The organism is Candidatus Endomicrobium procryptotermitis, from assembly GCA_031279415.1.
In the GTDB taxonomy this organism is placed as follows: domain Bacteria; phylum Elusimicrobiota; class Endomicrobiia; order Endomicrobiales; family Endomicrobiaceae; genus Endomicrobium_B; species Endomicrobium_B procryptotermitis.
Genome location: JAITIP010000018.1, coordinates 151,423 through 171,677 on the forward strand (window position 1 = coordinate 151,423; position 20,255 = coordinate 171,677).

The following is a 20,255-nucleotide window of genomic DNA, read 5'->3' on the forward strand; positions in this document are numbered from 1 at the left end:
TCTAATCTCTCTAAGTCTCCAAACTTCCAACAAAGGAGATGTTATGAAATACGATATTAAAGATATTAAATTTGCACAAAAAGGAAATAAAAGAATTTTATGGGCAGAAAAAGAAATGCCCGTATTAAGGCAAATAAAAGAAAGATTTTCAAAACAGAAACCTTTAAATAGAAAAAAAATAGCATGCTGCCTTCACGTTACTGCTGAAACCGCCAATTTAGCGATAACTTTGAAAGCAGGTGGAGCAAATGTTTACTTATGTGCGTCTAATCCTTTGTCGACTCAGGACGATGTTGCGGCTTCGCTTGTAAAACATCATAAGATACCCGTTTTTGCGATAAAAGGCGAAGATAATAAAACTTATTATAGTCATATAAACACACTTTTGTCCGCTTCTCCGGAAATAACCATGGATGACGGAGCAGACCTTGTCACGACGATAATTTTAAAAAGAAAAGATTTATTGGAAGATATTATTGGCGGCACAGAAGAAACTACGACAGGAGTTGTGCGGTTGAGAGCGATGGAAAACGACAAAGTTTTAGCTTATCCCGTTATAGCCGTAAATGACGCTTTGACAAAACATTTTTTTGATAACAGGTATGGAACGGGGCAGTCTACGATTGACGGGATAGTCAGAGCTACAAATATTTTGCTTGCAGGAAGAGTTATCGTAGTTGTCGGTTACGGTTGGTGCGGAAGGGGATTTGCGATGAGGTCGAAAGGGTTGGGTGCACATGTTATAGTTACTGAAGTCGATCATCTCAAAGCTATAGAAGCCGCTATGGATGGATATGAAGTTATGAGAATGAAAGATGCCGCTAAAAAAGGAGATATTTTTGTCACGCTTACCGGCAATTTAAACGTTATAGATAAAGAACACTTTTCTTTAATGAAAAATGGAGCTGTTGTCTGCAATTCAGGGCATTTTAATGACGAAATAAATTTAAAGGCTTTAAAACAGATATCGAAATCCGTTACCAATGTCAGAAATTTTACCGATGAATATACGTTAAAAAATAATAAAAAAATATACGTGCTCGGTGAAGGAAGACTTATAAATCTTGCGGCCGCAGAAGGTCATCCTGCAAGCGTTATGGACATGTCATTTGCAAATCAGGCTTTATCTGTCGAATATATCGTTAAAAATCATAAAAGTCTTGATAAACGCGTATATGCCGTTCCGGAAGAACTCGACAATGAGATTGCGAAGCTTAAATTAAACGCAATGGGCATAAAAATAGATGTCTTGACCGCAGAACAGAAAAGATATCTAAATTCATGGCAAGCCGGAACTTAAGGAAAAATAAATGATAAATATCGCTTTTGGTCTTGACGACAATTTCGCCCCTCACTGCGGAGCCGCGGTAGTTTCAATATTGAGTAATCATAAACTTTTATCCGATGAGGATAAAATACATTTTTTCTTTTTTGGAAATCTCAGCAATGAAAACAAAGAAAAACTTTCCTCACTTAAAGAAATTCAGGATTTTCGAGAAACGTTTATTGAGGTAGATAATTCCGAATTTGACAAACTTCCCCTGCGTAATGGGCAAAGAATCGCTATTTATAATGTATTGATGATACCCGATTTGATTCCCAGTGAGATAAAAAAAGTAATTTTTCTTGACTGCGACATTATAGTAAATAAGGACATATCAGAACTGTGGAATATCGACATTAAAGACCATCTGGTCGCGGCAGTGAAAGACAATTATATGGGAAAACAAAATTATTTTAATTCGGGAGTGATGGTTTTTAATTTGCCAAAGCTTCGTGAGTTTTGTTTCTACGATAAATGGAAAGAATACATAAAATATAATGTCTATAAAATGACTTTACACGATCAAGACATATTAAATCCCGTTTTAATGTCAAATACTTTTTATCTTCCGGTAAATTGGAACGTTCATCACGGTATTTATTTGACTTTATACAAACAATACGATAAAAAAGATATTGACTCTTTTCTTTCTTTCTGTAATATAGTTCACTATTCCACGAAAGTAAAACCTTGGCATTCTCTTTCGGTGCATCCGCTGAAATATTTATATTTCAAATATGCGGAAATTACTCCGTGGAAAAATCAAATAAAAAAATATTCATGGTATGCTAAAACAAAAAGTTTTTTAAAGATATTTTTTAAATATTGGTTTGTTCACCCTGTCTTTTTTGTCAAACCTAAATTCTGGAAGAGTATAAAACAAAAAGGCTGGCTGATGACATTGTATTAAATTAAAATAGGATGTCGATATAAATAAAGACAATAAAAATAAATTTTTGATTTTAAAAATATGATTTTGATGTTGAATTTTTAAAATTAACCAAGCTTGCATTTTTATAAATGTATTTCTTAAATATTGGTTAGTGCACCGACAGGCCTTTTATTAAACCTAAATTTGGAGAACGGCCAGAAAGGCTTGACGAGGAGTATATTGTAATATGATAAAGAAAATAAGAATATGGTTTAAGGAATTTAGAAAATATTTTGCTAAATTAATCTTTGATAAGAAAATAAATCCATCTGCATTTTTGAATATCTCCGAGTCAAAAAATATTTTATTTTTAAAATATGACAATAAAATTGGAGATATGGCAGTACTGTCTCTGGTTTTCAGGGAATTCAAAAGATATTATCCACAAGTCAGAATTTTAGTACTGTGCGGCAAAGATAATAAAGAAATAATCAAATATAATCCGTATGTTGATGAGATAATTGAAATAAGCGGGAAATTTATAAAAGATTTCGGAATATATAAAGCGCTGAAACAGATGACAATAGATATAGCTGTTGATTTTTTTATATTTAATCCAAGACCCAAACATCTGTTTGCAATAAGAACTATTGCTCCGAAGTTTTTGATAGGGTTTCACAAACAAAATTATAAGATGTACGATTTTTCTATCAATTGCGATGTAAACGAACTCCATATTTCAAAAAGATATGAAAGTCTTTTGAAAGAGCTGGGGATAAAGCCTTCTTCTTTGGATTATGATATTTTTTTAAATCCAGAAGATGAAAGAAAAGCGAAAACTTTATTTAAAGATGGCAAAAATAATCTTATAATAAATCCTTTTGCCGCAAGTAAGCATCGCAGTTTTTCTTTTGAAAAATTGCAGGAACTCATAGTCAAATTGAAAGAAAAGAAAGATTTAAATATATACGTAATATGCCCAAAAAGATATTCGAATTTGCTGAATGGTTTATACGGAGCTGTATTGTTGGATATCGATTCAATATTGGAAAGCGCAGCTTTTGTCAAATACTGCGATTATATAATCTCTCCGGACACTTCAATTGTTCACATTGCCGCCGCTTTTAAGAAAAAAATGCTGGCTTTATTTTTGGATTATTCCGATTTCGAAGAAAAGATATGCAAAGTTTGGGCCCCTCCAGATTATGAAGGAGCATTTAAAGTATGCGTTGATACAAAAAATGGTGCTTTAGAAAACGATATTAAGAACATAGACAATAGTTTGATAATTGAAAAATTTATAAATTTGACATTAAGGGTAAATTAATGAAATTAATGATTTCTGTTCCTATTTTTAACAGAAAAAAGTATCTTGAAATTACTGCAAAATCTCTATACGAATGTTTGAATATTGACAAAACTTCGATTAAAGTTTTTGATGATCAAAGTACCGAATTTGACATAAATTACCTTAAGACGCTTTTCAATAAAAAGAATACGGAAGTTATTGAACGCGATAATAAACACGAACATGCAGATGCGCATCAGTATCATATAATTCAGGATTTTTTAGCTACAGATAATGACGTTCTTTTGTTTTGTGATTCCGATTTGTTGTTAAGACCGGATGCAATAGATTATATATTTAAAACATTTGACAGAACTGACGGCATGCTTGGGCTTTATAATTCCGAACTTCACAGAGATATTTACTTTGACGGCGAATTTGTTTATAAGGAAGATGTCGGCTTTGCCGGAATATGCGTATCCAGAAAACTGTTGGAGAAATTTATTTCAGTGCAAAAAAAAGGACGATCAATGGATTTTAAGCTTTCAAAGTTTTTAATATCACAAGGCGTCAGGCTTCTTGTTCCAAAAAGCTGCTATGTTCAGCATATTGGGTTTGACGGTCAAAACTGCGGAAGTTTTTCAGTTGAGTTTACTCAGAATTTTATGCCTTTATCCGAATTTAATAAAGAAATAATACATAAAATGATTCCGATAGCAATAAAAATGCAGTCGGATATGATAAAGTATCTTTTATTTAGCGACAAGTACAGGCGGCACGGTTTTATGCTGCACCAGCCTCATAAATATCTGACAAAAAATAGAAAAATAAAAAAACTCAAAGCGTATTATGCCGAAAATTATCCGGTTAAGAGAAACAGTGATGAAGAACAAGACGCTAAAGCTTAGAAATAATTTTTTTAGATTGGAACTTTCTATTGCATATCTTTTAATATTTCTTGCAATCTTTTTCATTTCAAGGACGGCTCTATATATTGCCGCACAAACTTTTTTTAAGGGTGTTCCCATAACAGTTTTTATATGTGTGCTTGTGCAGGGAATGCGTTTTGACATATTTGCGATCTGTACCTTTTGCGGCGCTTTTATATTTTTGCTGAATCTTCCGGTTAATTCAAAGAAATTTATTAAAATAATATGTGCATTTCTGAACGTTTTCATTCTTGTTTTTTTATTTGTTCTTGCCGCCGACGTAATATATTTCACACTTTTTGAAAAACATCTTACCACTGAATTTTTACTTGCAGAAAGCCACTTCGGCTATTTTTTAAGCCTTGCCTTCGGTGAATACATTTTTATGACAATTTTGATAATAGCTATGACAGTTTTGTTATTTTACTTTTCGTTAAAAATCATTGATAAGTTTTATACTCCTCCGAACAGAAAGATTGTGTTTAACGCTGTTGTTCTTGCAGTAATGACATGCCTGATTATTATCGCTGTGCGAGGCGGCTTGCAGGAAAGGATTCTTTCCATATCAGACGCCTATAAAAAAGGACGCATAATGGGAGAGTTGAAGCTCAATGGAATTTTTACTTCTCTGATAAGCATAAGATCGAAAACCGAAGCGAATAAAATAAATATAGAGTTTGAAGATGCACTAAATATCGTAAAGAAAGCTCTTGCGGATCCAGGAGAGTTTCTGCCCAATGAAAAATATCCTCTTATGAGACAGAGAATTAAATTTAATGTTGTCGGTAAAGGCTATAATGTTATTATAATTCTTCTGGAAAGCTGGCAGAAAGATTATATAGATTCCATGGCAGGCACATCATACGGAGTTACTCCTAATTTTGACGCGTTGGTCAAAAAATCAATAGTGTATGATAGATTTTACGCTAACGGACAGCGCAGCATAATGGGGCTTATGTCGGTTTTTTTTGGCTTTCCTTATGTACGCGGGCTTCCGTATATGGGATATGGACTTGAAAATTTTGGACAGACAAGACTGCCACTTATACTTGCTGAAAACGGATATGACAATGTATTTGTTCAAGGGGACAAGAGAGAGTCTGATAATGCCATAGCGCTTGCAAATTACCTCGGTTTTAAAGAAGCGTACGGCAAACAAGATATACCTCTTCTTAACAGGTATGACGCTAATATCAGTAAAGGATATGATCTAGATGGACTGCAGTTCTTTTTTAATAAAGTTAATTTACTGAAAAGGCCTTTTTTCGCTTTTTATTTTACCACCACAACCCACATACCTTATGCGAAAACCATTTTGAAATCGCTGGAAAAATATCAGGAAGATGGCACGGAAAAAACGGGATATCTTAACAGACTTTATTATGCGGATCATGCCTTGGGCGAATTCATGAGACAGTCGGAAAACGAACCTTGGTTTGAAAATACCGTTTTTATAATGTGCTCGGATCATCAGGCGTACGGCATTGGCGGAAAACACGGCGAGTTTGAAAAAACTAAAATGGATAAAACTTTTAAGATACCTATGATTATATACTCTCCTGCGCTGTTCAAGCCTGAAGTAAACAATGAACTCGGCAGCCAGTTCGATATTGTACCGACGATAATTGATATTCTTAATATTGAAACGCCTTATTCATCGCTGGGGAAAAGTTTATTCTCAAAAGCGGATAAAAGATTTGCATTCCTTTCATATGAAGGGGATCAAGTTTATCTGATAAATAACGAAGGCGCTGCATGGCAGGATTGGAAAGCCCAGTCAAACAGCAGCTATGATATGAATAAAGAAAATGGTAAACTTTTGTTTTCCGTAGAAAAAACGATATATAATCTTATAATACAAGATAAATGGTTTGACAAGAAAAAGCTTAACTAAAAGCGGCTTTTTATAAATTTAATTTTTAATCCGATAATTTTGATTATTTTATATTTTCTTTTGTTCTATGACTTCGGCTCAGGTTGTGAATATTTAAAAACGGCATCTTTAATGCCTTCTTTTGTCGAACCAGTAAATTTAAATATTTTGCGATATACATATAGTTTGTTAACACAATTTCAATTTTCACTGATTTACTTTTAATATTAAAATTACATGTATGAGATTATATTTATTCGCATTTTAAAGGCAGTAAATAGGCTGAGTTTTTGTGAGGAACTGAATATCACATTTTGGCTTTTAAATAGTCGTTGATAATATTGTTAAAATGCTGTCATTTTTGTATAATTTTGCGAATGGATAAAAAGCGGATAAGCAATTATGTTTCCGATATAATCGAAGATATAAAGAAAAACGGCGATAAAGCTATTTTTAAATATCTCAAGAAGTTTGACGGCATTGATTTGTCTAAAAAGGGTTACAAAGTCTCTCAAAAGACAATTGATGAAGCCGTAAAATGTGTTCCTGCCTCATTAAAAAAAGTCTTAAAAGCCTCATATTCAAATGTATCAGCTTTTCACAAATATGAATACTCACAGATAAAAAAGAGCTGGAAATTTACAAAAAACGGCGTGACGGTCGGACAATTTTATAATTCCATAGAATCGGTGGGGCTTTATATTCCAGGCGGACATTTTTCTTATCCTTCTACCGTGATAATGGCTGCCATTGCGGCAAAAGCTGCTGGTGTTAAAAGAATAGTTATGGCAACGCCGCCTAACAAGATGAGTGATGCAGTTCTTTATACAGCTCGATTATGCGGTATAGAAGAGATATACTGTATCGGTGGAATAATGGCCGTTGCCGCTCTGGCTTATGGGAGCGAAACCATAAAAAAAGTTGATATGATTGTCGGTCCAGGAAATGCTTACGTAAATGAAGCCAAAAGGCAGGTATTCGGGCAAGTGGCGATAGATTCGCTGGCAGGCCCGAGTGAAGTCGCTATAATAGCCGATAGAAACGTTCCAGAAAAATATGTTATTTATGATATAATGGCGCAGGTTGAACATGATCCTATGGCAAAAGCATATCTATTATGCGAGTGTAAAAGAAAAATAGCGAGAATTAAAGCTGGACTTCCCAAAGAAGCGTTTAAACAATTGAAAATCGTGCATTGTTCACAGGAAAAAGCCGTTGAGAAAGTTAATATTATAGCTCCAGAACATCTTGAACTTTTGGTAAAAGATTTTTCAAAACTCATAAAAAGCATAAAAAATGCAGGAGCAATTTTTGCCGGTTATCAGACACCTACTGTAGTCGGAGACTATTGGGCGGGTCCATCTCACGTTTTGCCGACTGGTGGATCGGCAAGATTTTCAAGTGGATTGTCGGTAATGTCATTTTTAAAGAAAACCTCTTATATCGAAATGAATAAAAGTAATAAAAAAGCTTATAAAGAAATTATGGCTTTCGCGGAGTGTGAGGGAATGTCATACCATAAAAAATCCACACAGGAGAGATATGAAAGTTAATTTGACTCAGAGAGAAATAGAATATATTTTATTTTTGATTAACCGTTTTGTAGAAAGTTCTGCGGAAAAAACATTTCTTTTGCAAACGAATATATCGAAGAAGATTTAGAGCTTATAGATAAACTTGAAAATCTTTTAAAACTTTTTGAAATCGAAAGGTTAGGGCTTGGAGAAGCTGCAAAAAATAAATACCTAAATTAGGAAAATATGAAACAGAGAAAAGCAAAAATAAGAAGAAAAACAAACGAAACTAACGTTTTTGTGGACTTAAATCTTGACAAAACCGTAAAGCCCTATATTTCATCTGGGATAGGTTTTATGGATCATATGTTTAATTTATTTGCTGTCCATTCAGCTATAGCGTTGAAAATCAAAGCTTCCGGGGATACTTACATAGACGATCATCATCTGGTCGAAGATATAGGAATAACGTTAGGACTTGCGCTGAAAGAAGCGATAGGTGATAAAAAAGGGATTGCCCGTTACGGACATTTTCTTCTTCCTATGGATGAGGCTTTAAGTTATGTCGCTTTAGATTTTTCGGGAAGATTTTATTTAAGCTATGAAGCCGATATTAAATTTCAGACGACAGGATTCAACTATGATTTAATACAGGAATTTTTTTATGCCCTTGCCAGCAATGCGGGTATGACGCTGCACATAAAAATGATAAAAGGAAGAAACAATCATCATATTGCCGAATCTATTTTTAAAGCTTTCGGCCGCTCGTTAAAACAGTCCGTGTCGTATTCAAAAGGCAAAAGGACAATTCCGTCGACAAAGGGCATTCTTTGAAAAATGAAACAGGCAAAAATAGCGGTTATCGATTATGGTTTTGGAAATATTAAAAGCGTTTTAAATGCTTTGGCATATTGTCGAGCGGAAGGTGAAGTAATAAACTCTCCGGAAAAAATATTGGAATATGACGGCGCAATACTTCCTGGAGTAGGCTCGTTTGGGCCTGCTGCAGATTTTCTGAAATCTGCAGGGTTTGACAAAGCCATACATGAATATGCTGGGTCGGGAAAAATGCTTTTAGGCATATGTCTCGGTTTTCAGCTTTTTTTTACAAAAGGATATGAGAACGGTCGGCATCAAGGACTTAATCTCATAGAAGGTGAAGTTAAAAAATTTTCGTTTAATGACAATAATATGAAAATTCCACATATGGGCTGGAATAAAATCGCTATTGCGGATAATGTTTATGCAAAAAAGATGTTTGACGGTATAGATGATAAAGAAGATTTTTATTTCGTGCATTCATATTATGCCATGCCAGAAAATAAAGAAAAAGTTTCAAGTTTTTGCGATTACGGTATAGAGTTCTGTTCTTCAATAGCGTACAAAAATATATGGGGAAGCCAGTTTCACCCTGAAAAAAGCGGAGAAAAAGGATTGAAAATATTAAGCAATTTCATAAATGAGGTAGAGAAATGATTATAATTCCGGCGATTGATATAAGACAAGGCAACTCGGTCAGGCTTAAACAAGGGAAAATCGATGAAGAAACTATACATTCGATGGATCCTGTTTTTATCGCAAAACTGTGGAAAGCAAAAGGTGCTGAAAGAATACATGTTGTCGATTTGGATGGCGCTTTCAGTGGAACCGGACAGAACTCAAAAATAATAAAAGAGATATGTAACTGTGTGGAGATTCCCATTGAAGTCGGCGGCGGGATAAGAAATATGGAAAGGGTTAATGAAATTTTTAAATTGGGTGCATCTTATGTCATTTTGGGTACTGTGGCGGTGTACAATCCTGAAATAGTAAGAAAAGCGATAGACAAGTATGGCGCGGAAAAAATAATTGTTGCGGTAGATGCTAAAGATGGAAAAGTCGCTATAGGTGGCTGGAAAGACATAACGCCGCTTGGCGTTTCGGAGCTTATCGAAAAACTTAAAGAAATCGGTGTTAAAGAAATCCTTTATACCGATATTTCAAGAGACGGAATGCTTGCTGGTCCTGATTTTGAAGGCTTAAAAAAACTCTTTAAAAGCGGCATGCGCATAATAGCATCTGGAGGAGTTAAAACCGTTGATGATTTGATTAAACTTAAAGAATACGAGGATGATGGTGTTTTTGCAGCGATAGTCGGAAGTGCGTTGTATACAGATGATTTTAAGCTTGAAGATGCTATAAAAATTTTGGAAGCCTTAGATAATAAGGAAAAATAATATGCTGGGAAAAAGGCTGATACCCTGTTTAGACGTAAATAAAGGTCGTGTTGTCAAAGGCACAAATTTCATTGATTTAAGAGACGCTGGAGATCCTGTTGAAGTGGCGGAAAGATATAATGACGAAGGCGCAGATGAACTGGTTTTTCTTGACATTACGGCCACTCACGAGGGGAGAGACACTACGGTAGATTTGGTAAGAAGAACAGCTGAAAAAGTTTTTATACCTCTTACAGTTGGTGGCGGCATCAGAACTCTTGATGATATAAGGAATCTTTTAAACGCCGGATCGGATAAAGTTTCCTTAAATTCTTCTGCAGTTAAAAATCCGGATATAATAAAAATCGCAAGCGATAAATTTGGAATGCAGTGCATAGTCGTAGCGGTAGATGCTAAAAAAGTGTCGGATAATAAATGGAACGTTTACATTCACGGCGGTAGAATCGATACGAGGCTTGACGCAGTTGAGTGGACTAAGAAAGTCGTCTCTTTGGGAGCGGGTGAGATCCTTCTTACAAGCATGGATAAAGACGGTACAAAAGATGGCTATGATTTGGAACTCCTAAAAGCTGTGTCGAATGCGGTAAATATTCCAGTGATAGCTTCCGGAGGAGCGGGTAAAATCGAACATTTTGCTGATGCATGTGAAAATGGAGCATCGGCGGTTTTGGCGGCGTCCTTGTTTCATTATAAAGAACTTACAATTAAAGAAGTTAAAAATTATTTAAAATCTAAAAATATTTCCGTAAGGTAAGAAGGCGTAAATACTGGAGTCAAATCAGCGATGAATTCGTTCTCTTCAAAAGACGGCGCGGCAGGCTGAATGCATGCTTGAAGTTTTAAAAAATAATGCTACAGGCCAAACTGTTTTGGAAAAGATTTCTGGAAAATTTCAAAATAATAACAACGAGAAAAAGTAACAGGGAGCATATAAGTGAAAAAAGTAATTAAAGTTTTAAAATTTGACGAAAAAGGATTGATTCCCGTGGTTGTGCAGGATTGGAAAGACAATACCGTTTTAATGGTTGCTTATATGAATAAGGAAGCGGTAAAAAGAACGCTTAAAACGAAGAAAGCTACGTTCTGGAGCCGTTCAAGACAATCTTTCTGGGTTAAAGGCGAAAGTTCGGGAAACATACAGAAAGTTAAAGAATTTTATTATGACTGCGATGGCGACTGTATAGTCATAAAGGTGCAACAGATAGGTGGAGCAGCATGCCATACAGGTTACAGAAGCTGTTTCTTTACAAAAGTAACATCTTCCGGAAATACTAAAGTCGTAGGGAAAAAAATATTTGATCCAGCGAAAGTATATAAAAAAGGAAAATAATAATGGCAAAAGTGAAAATATGCGGTCTTGCAAACTATAATGACGCACTTAACGCCACGAATTTAGGTGCTGATTTTTTAGGATTTCATTTTATAAAAGAATCTCCAAAAAAAGTGTCTGAAAAACTTATCGCGGGTATAGTTTCCAAGCTGCCACCTTTTGTAACGCCGGTGGGTGTTTTTCTTGGGCAGGAAGAAAATGTTATATATAAAACCGTAAAAAAATGTGGTCTAAAAAACATACAGTTTAACGGAAGCGAAACTGCGGATTTTTGTAAATCAGTACGTGAGAAACTCGGAGTAAAGGTTTTTAAATATTTTAAACTTGAAGGAGATGAAAATGCACTTTTAAAACTTCAGCTGTATTCGGAAAAAGTCGATTATTTTGTAATCGACGTTTCTTATGTTGACGTCGACACCGTAAAATATAATTATGAACTTGTGTCAAAAGCAGCGGACTTGAAAGTTCCACTTTTTATTTCCGGAAACATAAAACCCGAAGAAGTTAAAGAGGTGTTAAGCTCTGCCTCTCCTTTCGGTTTGGATGCAGACACGGGAATCGAAAGGCTTCCGAAAAGAAAAGATTATGACAAAATGAATACATTTATAAGGTATGCTCACGGATTAAAGTAATGGAGAAAGAGATATTTGTCCAGTATTTTTGTTAAAAAAACGATAGACGACAAAAACGCATACAAATTTTTTAAAGGTAATAGGATGAATAATAAAATTGCAAAAGAGACTCTTGAAATAGAGTCCAAAGCAGTACAAGAACAGCTTAAGCATCTTGACTTTAACTTTGACAGAGCGGTAAGTTTGATAAAAAACTGTAAAGGAAGAGTCGTGGTTATGGGTTTGGGAAAATCTGGACTTATAGGAAGAAAAATTTCAGCTACAATGTCTTCGGTCGGTATTCCTTCGGCTTTTCTTCATCCTTCGGAAGGGCTTCACGGCGATATAGGTATGATTATGAGAACCGATGTGGTTATAATGCTTTCCTATTCAGGAGAAACTGATGAGATTAAAAAAGTCTTGCCTGTTTTGCTGAGAATGAAAATAAAAGTTATAGTTATGAGCGGAAAAGTAAAAGCGTTGGTCTGGAAAGACTGCGGCTGTGTAATAGATTGTAGCGTTGAAAAAGAAGCATGTCCTTATAATCTTGCGCCTACTTCTTCTACGACAGCTATGCTTGCAATGGGAGATGCCTTGGCACTTACGGTTTCGAATCTGAAAGGTTTTAAAAGGGAAAATCTCGCGTTGTTGCACCCTCTTGGCGCCATAGGCAAAAAACTTACGATGAAAGTTGGAGACATAATGAGAAAAGGTAAACAAAATCCGGTAATAAAACAAAATGCTACCGTAGAAGAAGCTCTTTTGATTATGACAGGAACAAGAATGGGAGCGACGAGCATAGTTGATTCGTCGGGAAAGATTACAGGATTTTTTACCGATGGTGATTTAAGAAGGCATTTGCAGCGCGATGAGAAAATATTAAAGAAGAAAATAATCGAAGTTATGACAAGAGATCCTCGTACTGTAATGCCTGAAATGATGGCCGTTGAAGCGGCAGAAATTTTAAACAGGTATAATATAGATAATATTCCGGTCGTGAATTCCAAAGGAACCCTTTTGGGAATTTTGGATCAGGGTGATTTGCTGGCTGAGGGAATATTTTAAAAATGCAGTGTGGATAGATAAATTTAAAAAAATTAAAATACACAAAGGCTTAAAAGGCGTTTGGGGGTAAAATGGTAACAACAACCGAAAAATCATCGACAAAAAAAGGATTCCCGGCGGGAATTTGGACTAAATGTAAAAAATGCGAACAGATATTTCTTCAAAAAGATTATGAAGAAAATCTCATGGTATGTCCGAAATGCGGATATTATGCGCGTCTTAATGCCCGTAAAAGAATAGAATTTACGGTTGACAAAGGCACGTTTGTTGAAAGCGATAAAGACATGAAGCCTGTTGATTTTTTAAATTTCCCGGGCTATGCAGAGAAAATAAAAAAATCTTTCTCCAATGAGGCCGTATTAACAGGAAAAGCCAAAATCGGCGGTTATATCGTTATGATTGCAGTTATGGATTTTGAGTTTATGGGCGGTAGCATGGGCTCGGTTGTAGGTGAAAAGATAGTAAGAGCGGTCGAAAGCGCAATAGAAAAAAAATGTCCCGTTATAGTGTTTTCGGCTTCAGGAGGAGCGAGAATGCAGGAAGGGATTTTATCTCTTATGCAGATGGGCAAGACCAGCGCGGCTCTTGCCAGACTTTCCGACAATGGACTGCCTTTTATTTCAGTGCTTACAGATCCTACGACAGGCGGAGTTGCGGCAAGTTTTGCCATGCTTGGCGATATAAATATAGCTGAACCCAAAGCTTTAATCGGTTTTGCTGGTCCCAGAGTTATTGAGCAGACTATAAGACAGCAGCTTCCCGAAGGGTTTCAACTTTCTGAATTTCTTGAAAAACACGGAATGGTGGATATAGTCGTAGAAAGAAAATATTTGAGAGACACAATAATAAAATCATTGAAGTTTTTTGTTAAGAAATAAATGTTTTTTGATTCTTTAAAAGAATATGAAGCAATGAAGCCAGGCCTTACGAGAATTAAAAGATTCCTAAATACTGCGGGCAATCCGCAGGAATCTTTTAAATGTGTTCATATAGCCGGCACTAACGGAAAAGGTTCTACAGCAGTATTGGCAGCAAACGCTTGCATTGAGAGCGGATACAAAACAGCTTTGTATACTTCACCTCATTTGAAGGATATAACTGAAAGAATAAAAATTAACGGCAGGAATATACCGAAAAAAATTTTTGAAAACATTGCCGAAAACTATTTGTCTTTGGCGGAGAAATGCAAATTAACGTATTTTGAATATTTAACGGCAATCGCTTTTATATATTTTGCTCGTGAAAAAGTTGAAATTGCTTTTATTGAAGCCGGTCTCGGCGGAAGATTTGATGCCACAAACGTAATTAAAAATCCGCTTGCATGCATAATAACTTCGATAGCTTTCGATCATAGAGAAATTCTCGGCAGCAGCATATCAAAAATATCTTTTGAAAAGGCCGGAATTATCAAAAAAAATGCAGATGTAATATGCGGAAAGCTTTCAAAAACCGCTTTAAATGTAATAAAAACTAAAGCTGAACCGTTTATTTTCAATGGTGATTTTGAAGCGGTAAACGTACACTTTGATGATAAAAATTTCAAATGGCAGTTTGATTACCGCGGTTTAAACAGATATATAAAAAATATAAAACTTTCTCTACGCGGAAGACATCAAGTCATAAACGCGGCCGTTGCGGCCTGTTGTGCTGAAATTATTCAAGAGAAAGGTTTTGCCATAAATTCATCCGCGTTAAAACGCAGCTTTCTTAAAACGAAGTGGCCCGCAAGATTTGATGTCAGAAAAGTTAAGTTTAAAAATAAATGCTTTAAACTTATTATAGATGGCGCACATAATCAACAGGCAATAGAAGCATTTCTTGACACTTTAGAAGTTTACGAAAAGAAGAAGATCGATTTTCTGTTTGCCGCGATGAAAGAGAAAGAATACAAAAAAATTATAGAAAAAATCTTTCCTTATTCGGATAAAATTATTTTGGTAAAGCTTAAAAATGGCAGAGCTGCAGGTGTCTCGGAACTAGAGAAAGAATTTTTAAAATATAAACCGAAGAAAAAAGTTTTTACCGTAGAAAGTGCCGCCGATGCATTTGAAATTCTTAAAGACGGGGAGTCTGCCGCGGTTGTAGGCTCTTTTTATCTGGCAGGCGAACTTTTAAAAATATAAATAATAAGGACTAGAAAATGGCAAAAAAACTCTATCTCGGCATAGATATGGGCGGAACGAATATTAAAATTGCGATAGTTAACTCTAAAGGTCTAATTATTGAAGAAACTATGATAAGAACCGATTTGGCTCAAATCCCGTTAAAGCTAGTCCAAGACATAATAAATCAAGCTTCCTCATTAAAAAATTATTCTAATACAAAAAATATTGGCATAGGTATTGCCGGTGATGTTGATTGCGATAGAGGCATCGTAAGGTTTTCACCAAATATACCGAAATGGAAAAACATCAAACTTAAAAAAATAATTGAAAAACTCACAAAAAAAAGCGTTTTTGTGGATAATGATGCCAATACCGCGGCTATAGGTGCTTTTTGGCTTGATGCTAAAGGAAAATCCAATAACTTGGTATGCATAACTTTGGGAACTGGTGTCGGTGGCGGTTTAATTTTTGGCAAAAAACTCTATAGAGGAACTACTTGTACGGCCGGCGAAATAGGGCATATTACTGTAGAACCCGGAGGACGCAAATGCAAATGCGGAAATTGCGGTTGCGTGGAAACATATGTGGGCGCAAATTATATAACTCAATACTGCACAGATTATTTAAATATGAATAAATCAAAAATAATAGATGAGATGACAGGTAAAGATTATTCTAAAATAACGCCGAAAGTGCTTCATGAGGCCGCATTAAAAGGCGATAAGTCCGCTGTTGAAATTTGGAAATATATCGGAGGAAAGTTAGGTATTTTGCTTGCCGACGTATTAAATTTTGTTAATCCTGATACGATAATATTGTGCGGCGGAGTAAGTCATGCAGGAAGATTTTTAACTGATCCTGCGAAAAAAGAAATGAAAACAAGAGCTTTTAAATCAGCGCAGAAAGCTTGTAAATTAAAAGTGTCTAATTACACGAGCAAACTCGGCGTAGTAGGTGCCGCCATGCTTGCCGATCAATAAGTTTCGATGAAAACTGCTGCTTCAAGAAAAATTATTCCTTTTGTATTAATTTTGGCTTCGGTTGTTTGTGCCTATGCTTATCAAGTGGACATTTCTGCTGATAATCTTCAATACGATCAAAATTGCGGCATAATTACTGCGGAAGGCAATGTCGTTTTGGTATGGCAGGACAAAGAGGTAAAATCGGATTATGTGGAATTTCTTATAGAAGAAAAGATTATGAACGCCATGGGACATGTGCGCATAGAGGAAGATGGCAATTCTTTTTTTGCTGAAAGCATAACATATAAATATGATGACGAAACAGGTGAGATAAGGGAATCTATGGCTTATTCATCGATAATTTTTATGCGTTCGAAAAGCATGGACAGGAAAGGTAAAAACACTTTTGCTGTAAACAATATAACCATATCAAACTGTGATTTAGACGAACCTCACGCGTATTTTAAATCGAAAAAGGGAAAGATAACGCTCAATGAAAGGGTAACTATATATAATGCCGTATTTTATATAGGCAAAATCCCTATTTTCTATCTTCCTATCGTTACAAAATCTTTAAAAGGCGGAAAGGGCATTTCTTCAAAATTTATTTACGGAGCTGAACCCGGTTTTACAAATAACGGAGGAATATCTGTAAAATCGTTTGTGCAATATCAATTTACGGATTCCTTTAAGGGAAAAGCCGTGCTTGATTATTATGGCACTAGAGGCTGGGGGTATGGTACTGAATTTGATTATTATTCTTCCAATGCAAAAGGAACGATTTATGCGTATTATATAAAGGATTTAACCGCCGGATATAACAGATGGACATTGCGTCCTAATTATTGGCATAAAATTAATAAAAATTGGACTATTCAGTCTCAGGCTGAACTTATAAGCGACGAAAGTTTTAATAATTATTACAACGATGATTGGAACAGAGTAATGAGCACTTTGCATTCTTATTTTTCAATCACCAGACAGGGAAAAAGCACAAATCTTTTAATAGCAGCAGACAGAGTCGATACCTATGACAGTATCAAAGGCGATTATGAAACTACTTCAATAACTCTCCCCAAAGTTACTTTCAACATTTATCCCAAAAAAATACTGTGGGATTTAGTCAATAATTTTACATTTAATTATGCAAATATGTATAAAAGATATACAGCCGTTGATCCATTTTACAAAAACACAGTCGATGCAACTTATACTGTTGCCAGGGATTTTAAATTTGGCAGAAAGTTTACGTTAAAACCTTCTTTGGGCATAACGGAAAACTGGTATGACAAAGATGATTATGGCAATGAAGACAACAGTTTTAATACCAGATATTTTGCGACTTTAAATTCACGTTTGAGAGTTACGCGCTGGATGGACTGGAATCTTGCTTATAACGTGCGCATAAGAAGCGCCAGAAACTCTTTTAAAATAGATGATGATTCTAATGAACACAATGATTATGGCATTGAAACAAACTCCCTTTCGTTTACGAATTACATGTATATAGGCAACAGGACTACGGTACGCAATTTTACATCTTATAATTTTGTCGATTACAAAACCGTCCAACCAGTAAGATGGTCGCCTCTTACTACGGAAATAATTTATACGCCTAAACATTATATGACAGTATATTTAAAGCAAACCCAATCCATATCCCCGTTTTTGTTTAAATCGGCTCAACTGGACATTACTTTAGGAGAAATCGAAAAAGTTTATTTTAATTTAGGCGTTTTTTACCAGTATTACGATGAAAAACTCAATCCCTCAATGGCTTACAGAAATCAAGAAATAGATAATATCATAGGCTTCGGACTTTGGCTTAATCCAAAATGGCGGCTGGACTATAATATAAGAATAACTTCGAGAATTGATAAGATATATTCGAGAATGAACGAGCACGAATTCAAAATATATAGAGATATGCATTGTTATAATTTTGGGCTTACGTGGAAAATAAGAGGAATATATCATGAAGTTTTTTTCAAATTTGATTTAAAAACGAATATGCCTTTTTCAAGAACATCAGATGTACGGAGACAGGTCGACGCAAATGAAAGCGCTGAAATCTTTTATCCTTGGCGTTAATTAAAAAGTTTATGCCATAATATAAAATAATCGGAGAAATAAATGGAACTATTAGTAACTGGAGGAGCGGGATTTATAGGGTCTAATTTTATAAGGTATATTTTAAATAAGTATCCAAAATATAAAATCATTAATTATGATAAGCTTACCTATGCCGGCAATTTGGATAATTTGAGAGATGTTGAAAAAGACCGTCGTTATAAATTTGTTAAAGGCGATATATGCGATTTCAATCTTGTAAACAAATATATTAAAAATGCCTCTGCTGTTATTAATTTTGCAGCGGAAACGCATGTTGACCGCTCGATTTTAAGCGCCGATGAGTTCATAAAAACTGCGGTTAATGGAACGTTCTCTCTTTTGGAATCCTCAAGAGCAAATAAAATAAAGAAGTTTATTCATATTTCTACCGATGAGGTGTATGGAAGCATTTTGAAAGGCTCTTTTACGGAAGAATCTCCACTGTGTCCCAACAGTCCGTACTCTGCTGCAAAAGCGTCTTCAGATATGTTGGTGCGTTCTTATTTTGTCACTTATGGACTGCCGGCAATTATTACAAGGTGTTCAAATAATTACGGGCCTTATCAGTACCCTGAAAAAGTTATTCCTCTATTTGTCACAAACGCCATCGATAATAAAGAGCTTCCTTTATACGGAGACGGTAAAAATGTAAGAGACTGGCTTTACGTTTTAGATCATTGCAGGGCAATAGACATAATTCTTCACAAAGGCAAAGATGGTGAGGTTTACAATATAGGCGGTGGCGCTGAGATGAGAAATATAGATCTTACAAAAAAAGTTCTTAAAATCATGCGCAAACCTTTATCCCTGATAAAAAAAGTTTCCGACAGAGCTGGGCATGACAGAAGGTATTCCATAGACTGTTCCAAGCTTGAAAAGCTAGGATACAAACCTGCATATACATTTGAAAAAGCTCTGGCAGAAACAATAAACTGGTACATGGAAAACACATGGCTTTGGCGTAAACTCAAAGATAAAGATTATAAAAAATATTATTTGAAACAATATAAATTAAGATATATCAGACCGGAACAAATCTGAAAGTTTGATTTGGAAATGATTAAAAAATTCTCAAAAACGATTATTGTTGACGGGAAAATATTTATGGCATACGCAATATGCGTGAAAAAGGATTTGAATGTCACACCGCAGGAAAACACCCTTTCTTAAAAAGATTTGAATATTTTAAATAAATAATATAAAATCTTGTAAACTAATCATTTTAAATAGTATATAACATGATTGATTATAAATTTTTTAAAAAGAATAAAGGGCAAGCTCTGGTAGAAGCTGCTTTAACAGCTCCGTTGATAGTTTTTTTTCTTTTCACGATTGTATGGTTTGGGCAGATAATGTTGACATGGCAACAACTTGTCAGCGCGGCTAGGTACGGCACAGACTTAATTGCCTATACTCCTTATAGTAAAGAAGAAATCAAAAAGGATATAGTCAATTATCTTTGTCACGGAAATAATATAGGCAGAATACTGTCGAGAGATCCAGATGATTTGGATGTAAAAGTCGAAATAAATGATTTAGAACGCCCGATAGATTTCACATTATCTATCGATAATATAGGTGCATTTAATCCTATAAATATTTTAGAGATGGTAATGGATTCTAATCCTATAGTTCCCGCAATGTCTTATGTAGAAATTAAATACAGGCATAAAATTCCATTTATTCTGAGATTTTATAGAGAAGAAATATATATAAAAACGCGTCTTGAAGTTTTGGCCGATTCAGGCGCCCCGAAAAGCAACAGGAGAAGAAGATAAAAAATCCGTTTGATTTACAATTAGGCGGTTAGACTCGAATAATATTAAAAGACTTGCACAATGCAATATGATCTAAACAGGGAGGTTAAAATGTTCAGATTTCTCAGAAGCAGAAGAGGGCAGGGTATGGTCGAATACATACTTATAGTGGCCGTGGTTGTCGGAATTGTTTTTGTAGCTTATAAAGCTATGGGTGGAAATGTAAAAACACAGTTTACAAACGCTTCAAATAAAATTGCTACTGCACATGTTCCGGATTAATCCGTAGGAATATTTG

At 35.1% G+C, this 20,255-nt stretch carries 20 protein-coding genes; all 20 read left to right on the plus strand.

The window, feature by feature from the left end:
• The first annotated feature begins 43 nt into the window (after nt 1-43).
• The 20 genes from ahcY (at nt 44) to LBD46_03650 (ending at nt 20,239) form a co-directional block, all read left to right on the plus strand.
• A complete protein-coding gene (gene ahcY / locus LBD46_03555) occupies nt 44-1,300 on the plus strand; it encodes an adenosylhomocysteinase (protein ID MDR2426240.1) in 1,257 nt (418 codons plus the stop codon).
• Between the two features lie 10 nt (nt 1,301-1,310).
• Entirely contained in the window at nt 1,311-2,234 is a 924-nt protein-coding gene (locus LBD46_03560; protein ID MDR2426241.1) for a glycosyltransferase family 8 protein, read from the plus strand.
• A gap of 208 nt (nt 2,235-2,442) precedes the next feature.
• Nucleotides 2,443-3,522 carry a glycosyltransferase family 9 protein gene (locus tag LBD46_03565; protein MDR2426242.1) on the plus strand — a complete coding sequence of 360 codons (1,080 nt, stop codon included), beginning with the start codon at nt 2,443-2,445 and terminating at the stop codon, nt 3,520-3,522.
• Nucleotides 3,522-4,391, plus strand: a complete 870-nt coding sequence (locus LBD46_03570; GenBank protein ID MDR2426243.1) for a glycosyltransferase family 2 protein — start codon at nt 3,522-3,524, stop codon at nt 4,389-4,391. Before LBD46_03565 ends, LBD46_03570 begins: the two co-directional genes overlap by 1 nt.
• Nucleotides 4,366-6,306 carry a sulfatase-like hydrolase/transferase gene (locus LBD46_03575; GenBank protein ID MDR2426244.1) on the plus strand — a complete coding sequence of 647 codons (1,941 nt, stop codon included), beginning with the start codon at nt 4,366-4,368 and terminating at the stop codon, nt 6,304-6,306. The genes LBD46_03570 and LBD46_03575 overlap by 26 nt, the downstream gene beginning before the upstream one ends.
• A 356-nt stretch (nt 6,307-6,662) precedes the next feature.
• Entirely contained in the window at nt 6,663-7,838 is a 1,176-nt protein-coding gene (hisD, locus tag LBD46_03580) for a histidinol dehydrogenase (protein ID MDR2426245.1), read from the plus strand.
• A 207-nt stretch (nt 7,839-8,045) separates the two neighbouring features.
• Nucleotides 8,046-8,633: an imidazoleglycerol-phosphate dehydratase HisB gene (gene hisB, locus LBD46_03585; protein ID MDR2426246.1), complete on the plus strand. Its 588-nt coding sequence runs from the start codon at nt 8,046-8,048 to the stop codon at nt 8,631-8,633.
• A 3-nt stretch (nt 8,634-8,636) separates the two neighbouring features.
• The gene (hisH, locus tag LBD46_03590) at nt 8,637-9,275 is read left to right on the plus strand and encodes an imidazole glycerol phosphate synthase subunit HisH (GenBank protein ID MDR2426247.1); all 639 of its coding nucleotides are present in this window, start codon (nt 8,637-8,639) and stop codon (nt 9,273-9,275) included.
• Nucleotides 9,272-10,015, plus strand: coding sequence for a 1-(5-phosphoribosyl)-5-[(5-phosphoribosylamino)methylideneamino]imidazole-4-carboxamide isomerase (gene hisA, locus LBD46_03595; GenBank protein ID MDR2426248.1), 744 nt, complete (start codon nt 9,272-9,274; stop codon nt 10,013-10,015). The genes hisH and hisA overlap by 4 nt, the downstream gene beginning before the upstream one ends.
• Before the next feature lies 1 nt (nt 10,016).
• Nucleotides 10,017-10,769, plus strand: coding sequence for an imidazole glycerol phosphate synthase subunit HisF (hisF, locus tag LBD46_03600; protein ID MDR2426249.1), 753 nt, complete (start codon nt 10,017-10,019; stop codon nt 10,767-10,769).
• A 180-nt stretch (nt 10,770-10,949) separates the two neighbouring features.
• Nucleotides 10,950-11,345, plus strand: coding sequence for a phosphoribosyl-AMP cyclohydrolase (gene hisI / locus LBD46_03605; protein ID MDR2426250.1), 396 nt, complete (start codon nt 10,950-10,952; stop codon nt 11,343-11,345).
• Nucleotides 11,346-11,347: 2 nt separating this feature from the next.
• Nucleotides 11,348-11,977 (plus strand): phosphoribosylanthranilate isomerase, encoded by a 630-nt coding sequence (locus tag LBD46_03610; protein ID MDR2426251.1) that lies wholly within the window; start codon nt 11,348-11,350, stop codon nt 11,975-11,977.
• A gap of 84 nt (nt 11,978-12,061) precedes the next feature.
• On the plus strand, nt 12,062-13,021 hold the full coding sequence (locus LBD46_03615; GenBank protein ID MDR2426252.1) for a KpsF/GutQ family sugar-phosphate isomerase: 960 nt from the start codon (nt 12,062-12,064) through the stop codon (nt 13,019-13,021).
• Between the two features lie 71 nt (nt 13,022-13,092).
• Nucleotides 13,093-13,899 carry an acetyl-CoA carboxylase, carboxyltransferase subunit beta gene (gene accD / locus LBD46_03620; GenBank protein ID MDR2426253.1) on the plus strand — a complete coding sequence of 269 codons (807 nt, stop codon included), beginning with the start codon at nt 13,093-13,095 and terminating at the stop codon, nt 13,897-13,899.
• Nucleotides 13,900-13,932: 33 nt separating this feature from the next.
• Nucleotides 13,933-15,144, plus strand: coding sequence for a hypothetical protein (locus LBD46_03625; GenBank protein ID MDR2426254.1), 1,212 nt, complete (start codon nt 13,933-13,935; stop codon nt 15,142-15,144).
• 17 nt (nt 15,145-15,161) lie between these two features.
• Nucleotides 15,162-16,106: an ROK family protein gene (locus tag LBD46_03630; GenBank protein MDR2426255.1), complete on the plus strand. Its 945-nt coding sequence runs from the start codon at nt 15,162-15,164 to the stop codon at nt 16,104-16,106.
• Nucleotides 16,107-16,112: 6 nt separating this feature from the next.
• The gene (locus tag LBD46_03635) at nt 16,113-18,179 is read left to right on the plus strand and encodes a hypothetical protein (GenBank protein MDR2426256.1); all 2,067 of its coding nucleotides are present in this window, start codon (nt 16,113-16,115) and stop codon (nt 18,177-18,179) included.
• Nucleotides 18,180-18,221: 42 nt separating this feature from the next.
• On the plus strand, nt 18,222-19,241 hold the full coding sequence (gene rfbB / locus LBD46_03640; protein MDR2426257.1) for a dTDP-glucose 4,6-dehydratase: 1,020 nt from the start codon (nt 18,222-18,224) through the stop codon (nt 19,239-19,241).
• A 197-nt stretch (nt 19,242-19,438) separates the two neighbouring features.
• Nucleotides 19,439-19,978: a pilus assembly protein gene (locus LBD46_03645; protein MDR2426258.1), complete on the plus strand. Its 540-nt coding sequence runs from the start codon at nt 19,439-19,441 to the stop codon at nt 19,976-19,978.
• Between the two features lie 90 nt (nt 19,979-20,068).
• The gene (locus LBD46_03650) at nt 20,069-20,239 is read left to right on the plus strand and encodes a class III signal peptide-containing protein (protein MDR2426259.1); all 171 of its coding nucleotides are present in this window, start codon (nt 20,069-20,071) and stop codon (nt 20,237-20,239) included.
• Nucleotides 20,240-20,255: the final 16 nt, after the last annotated feature.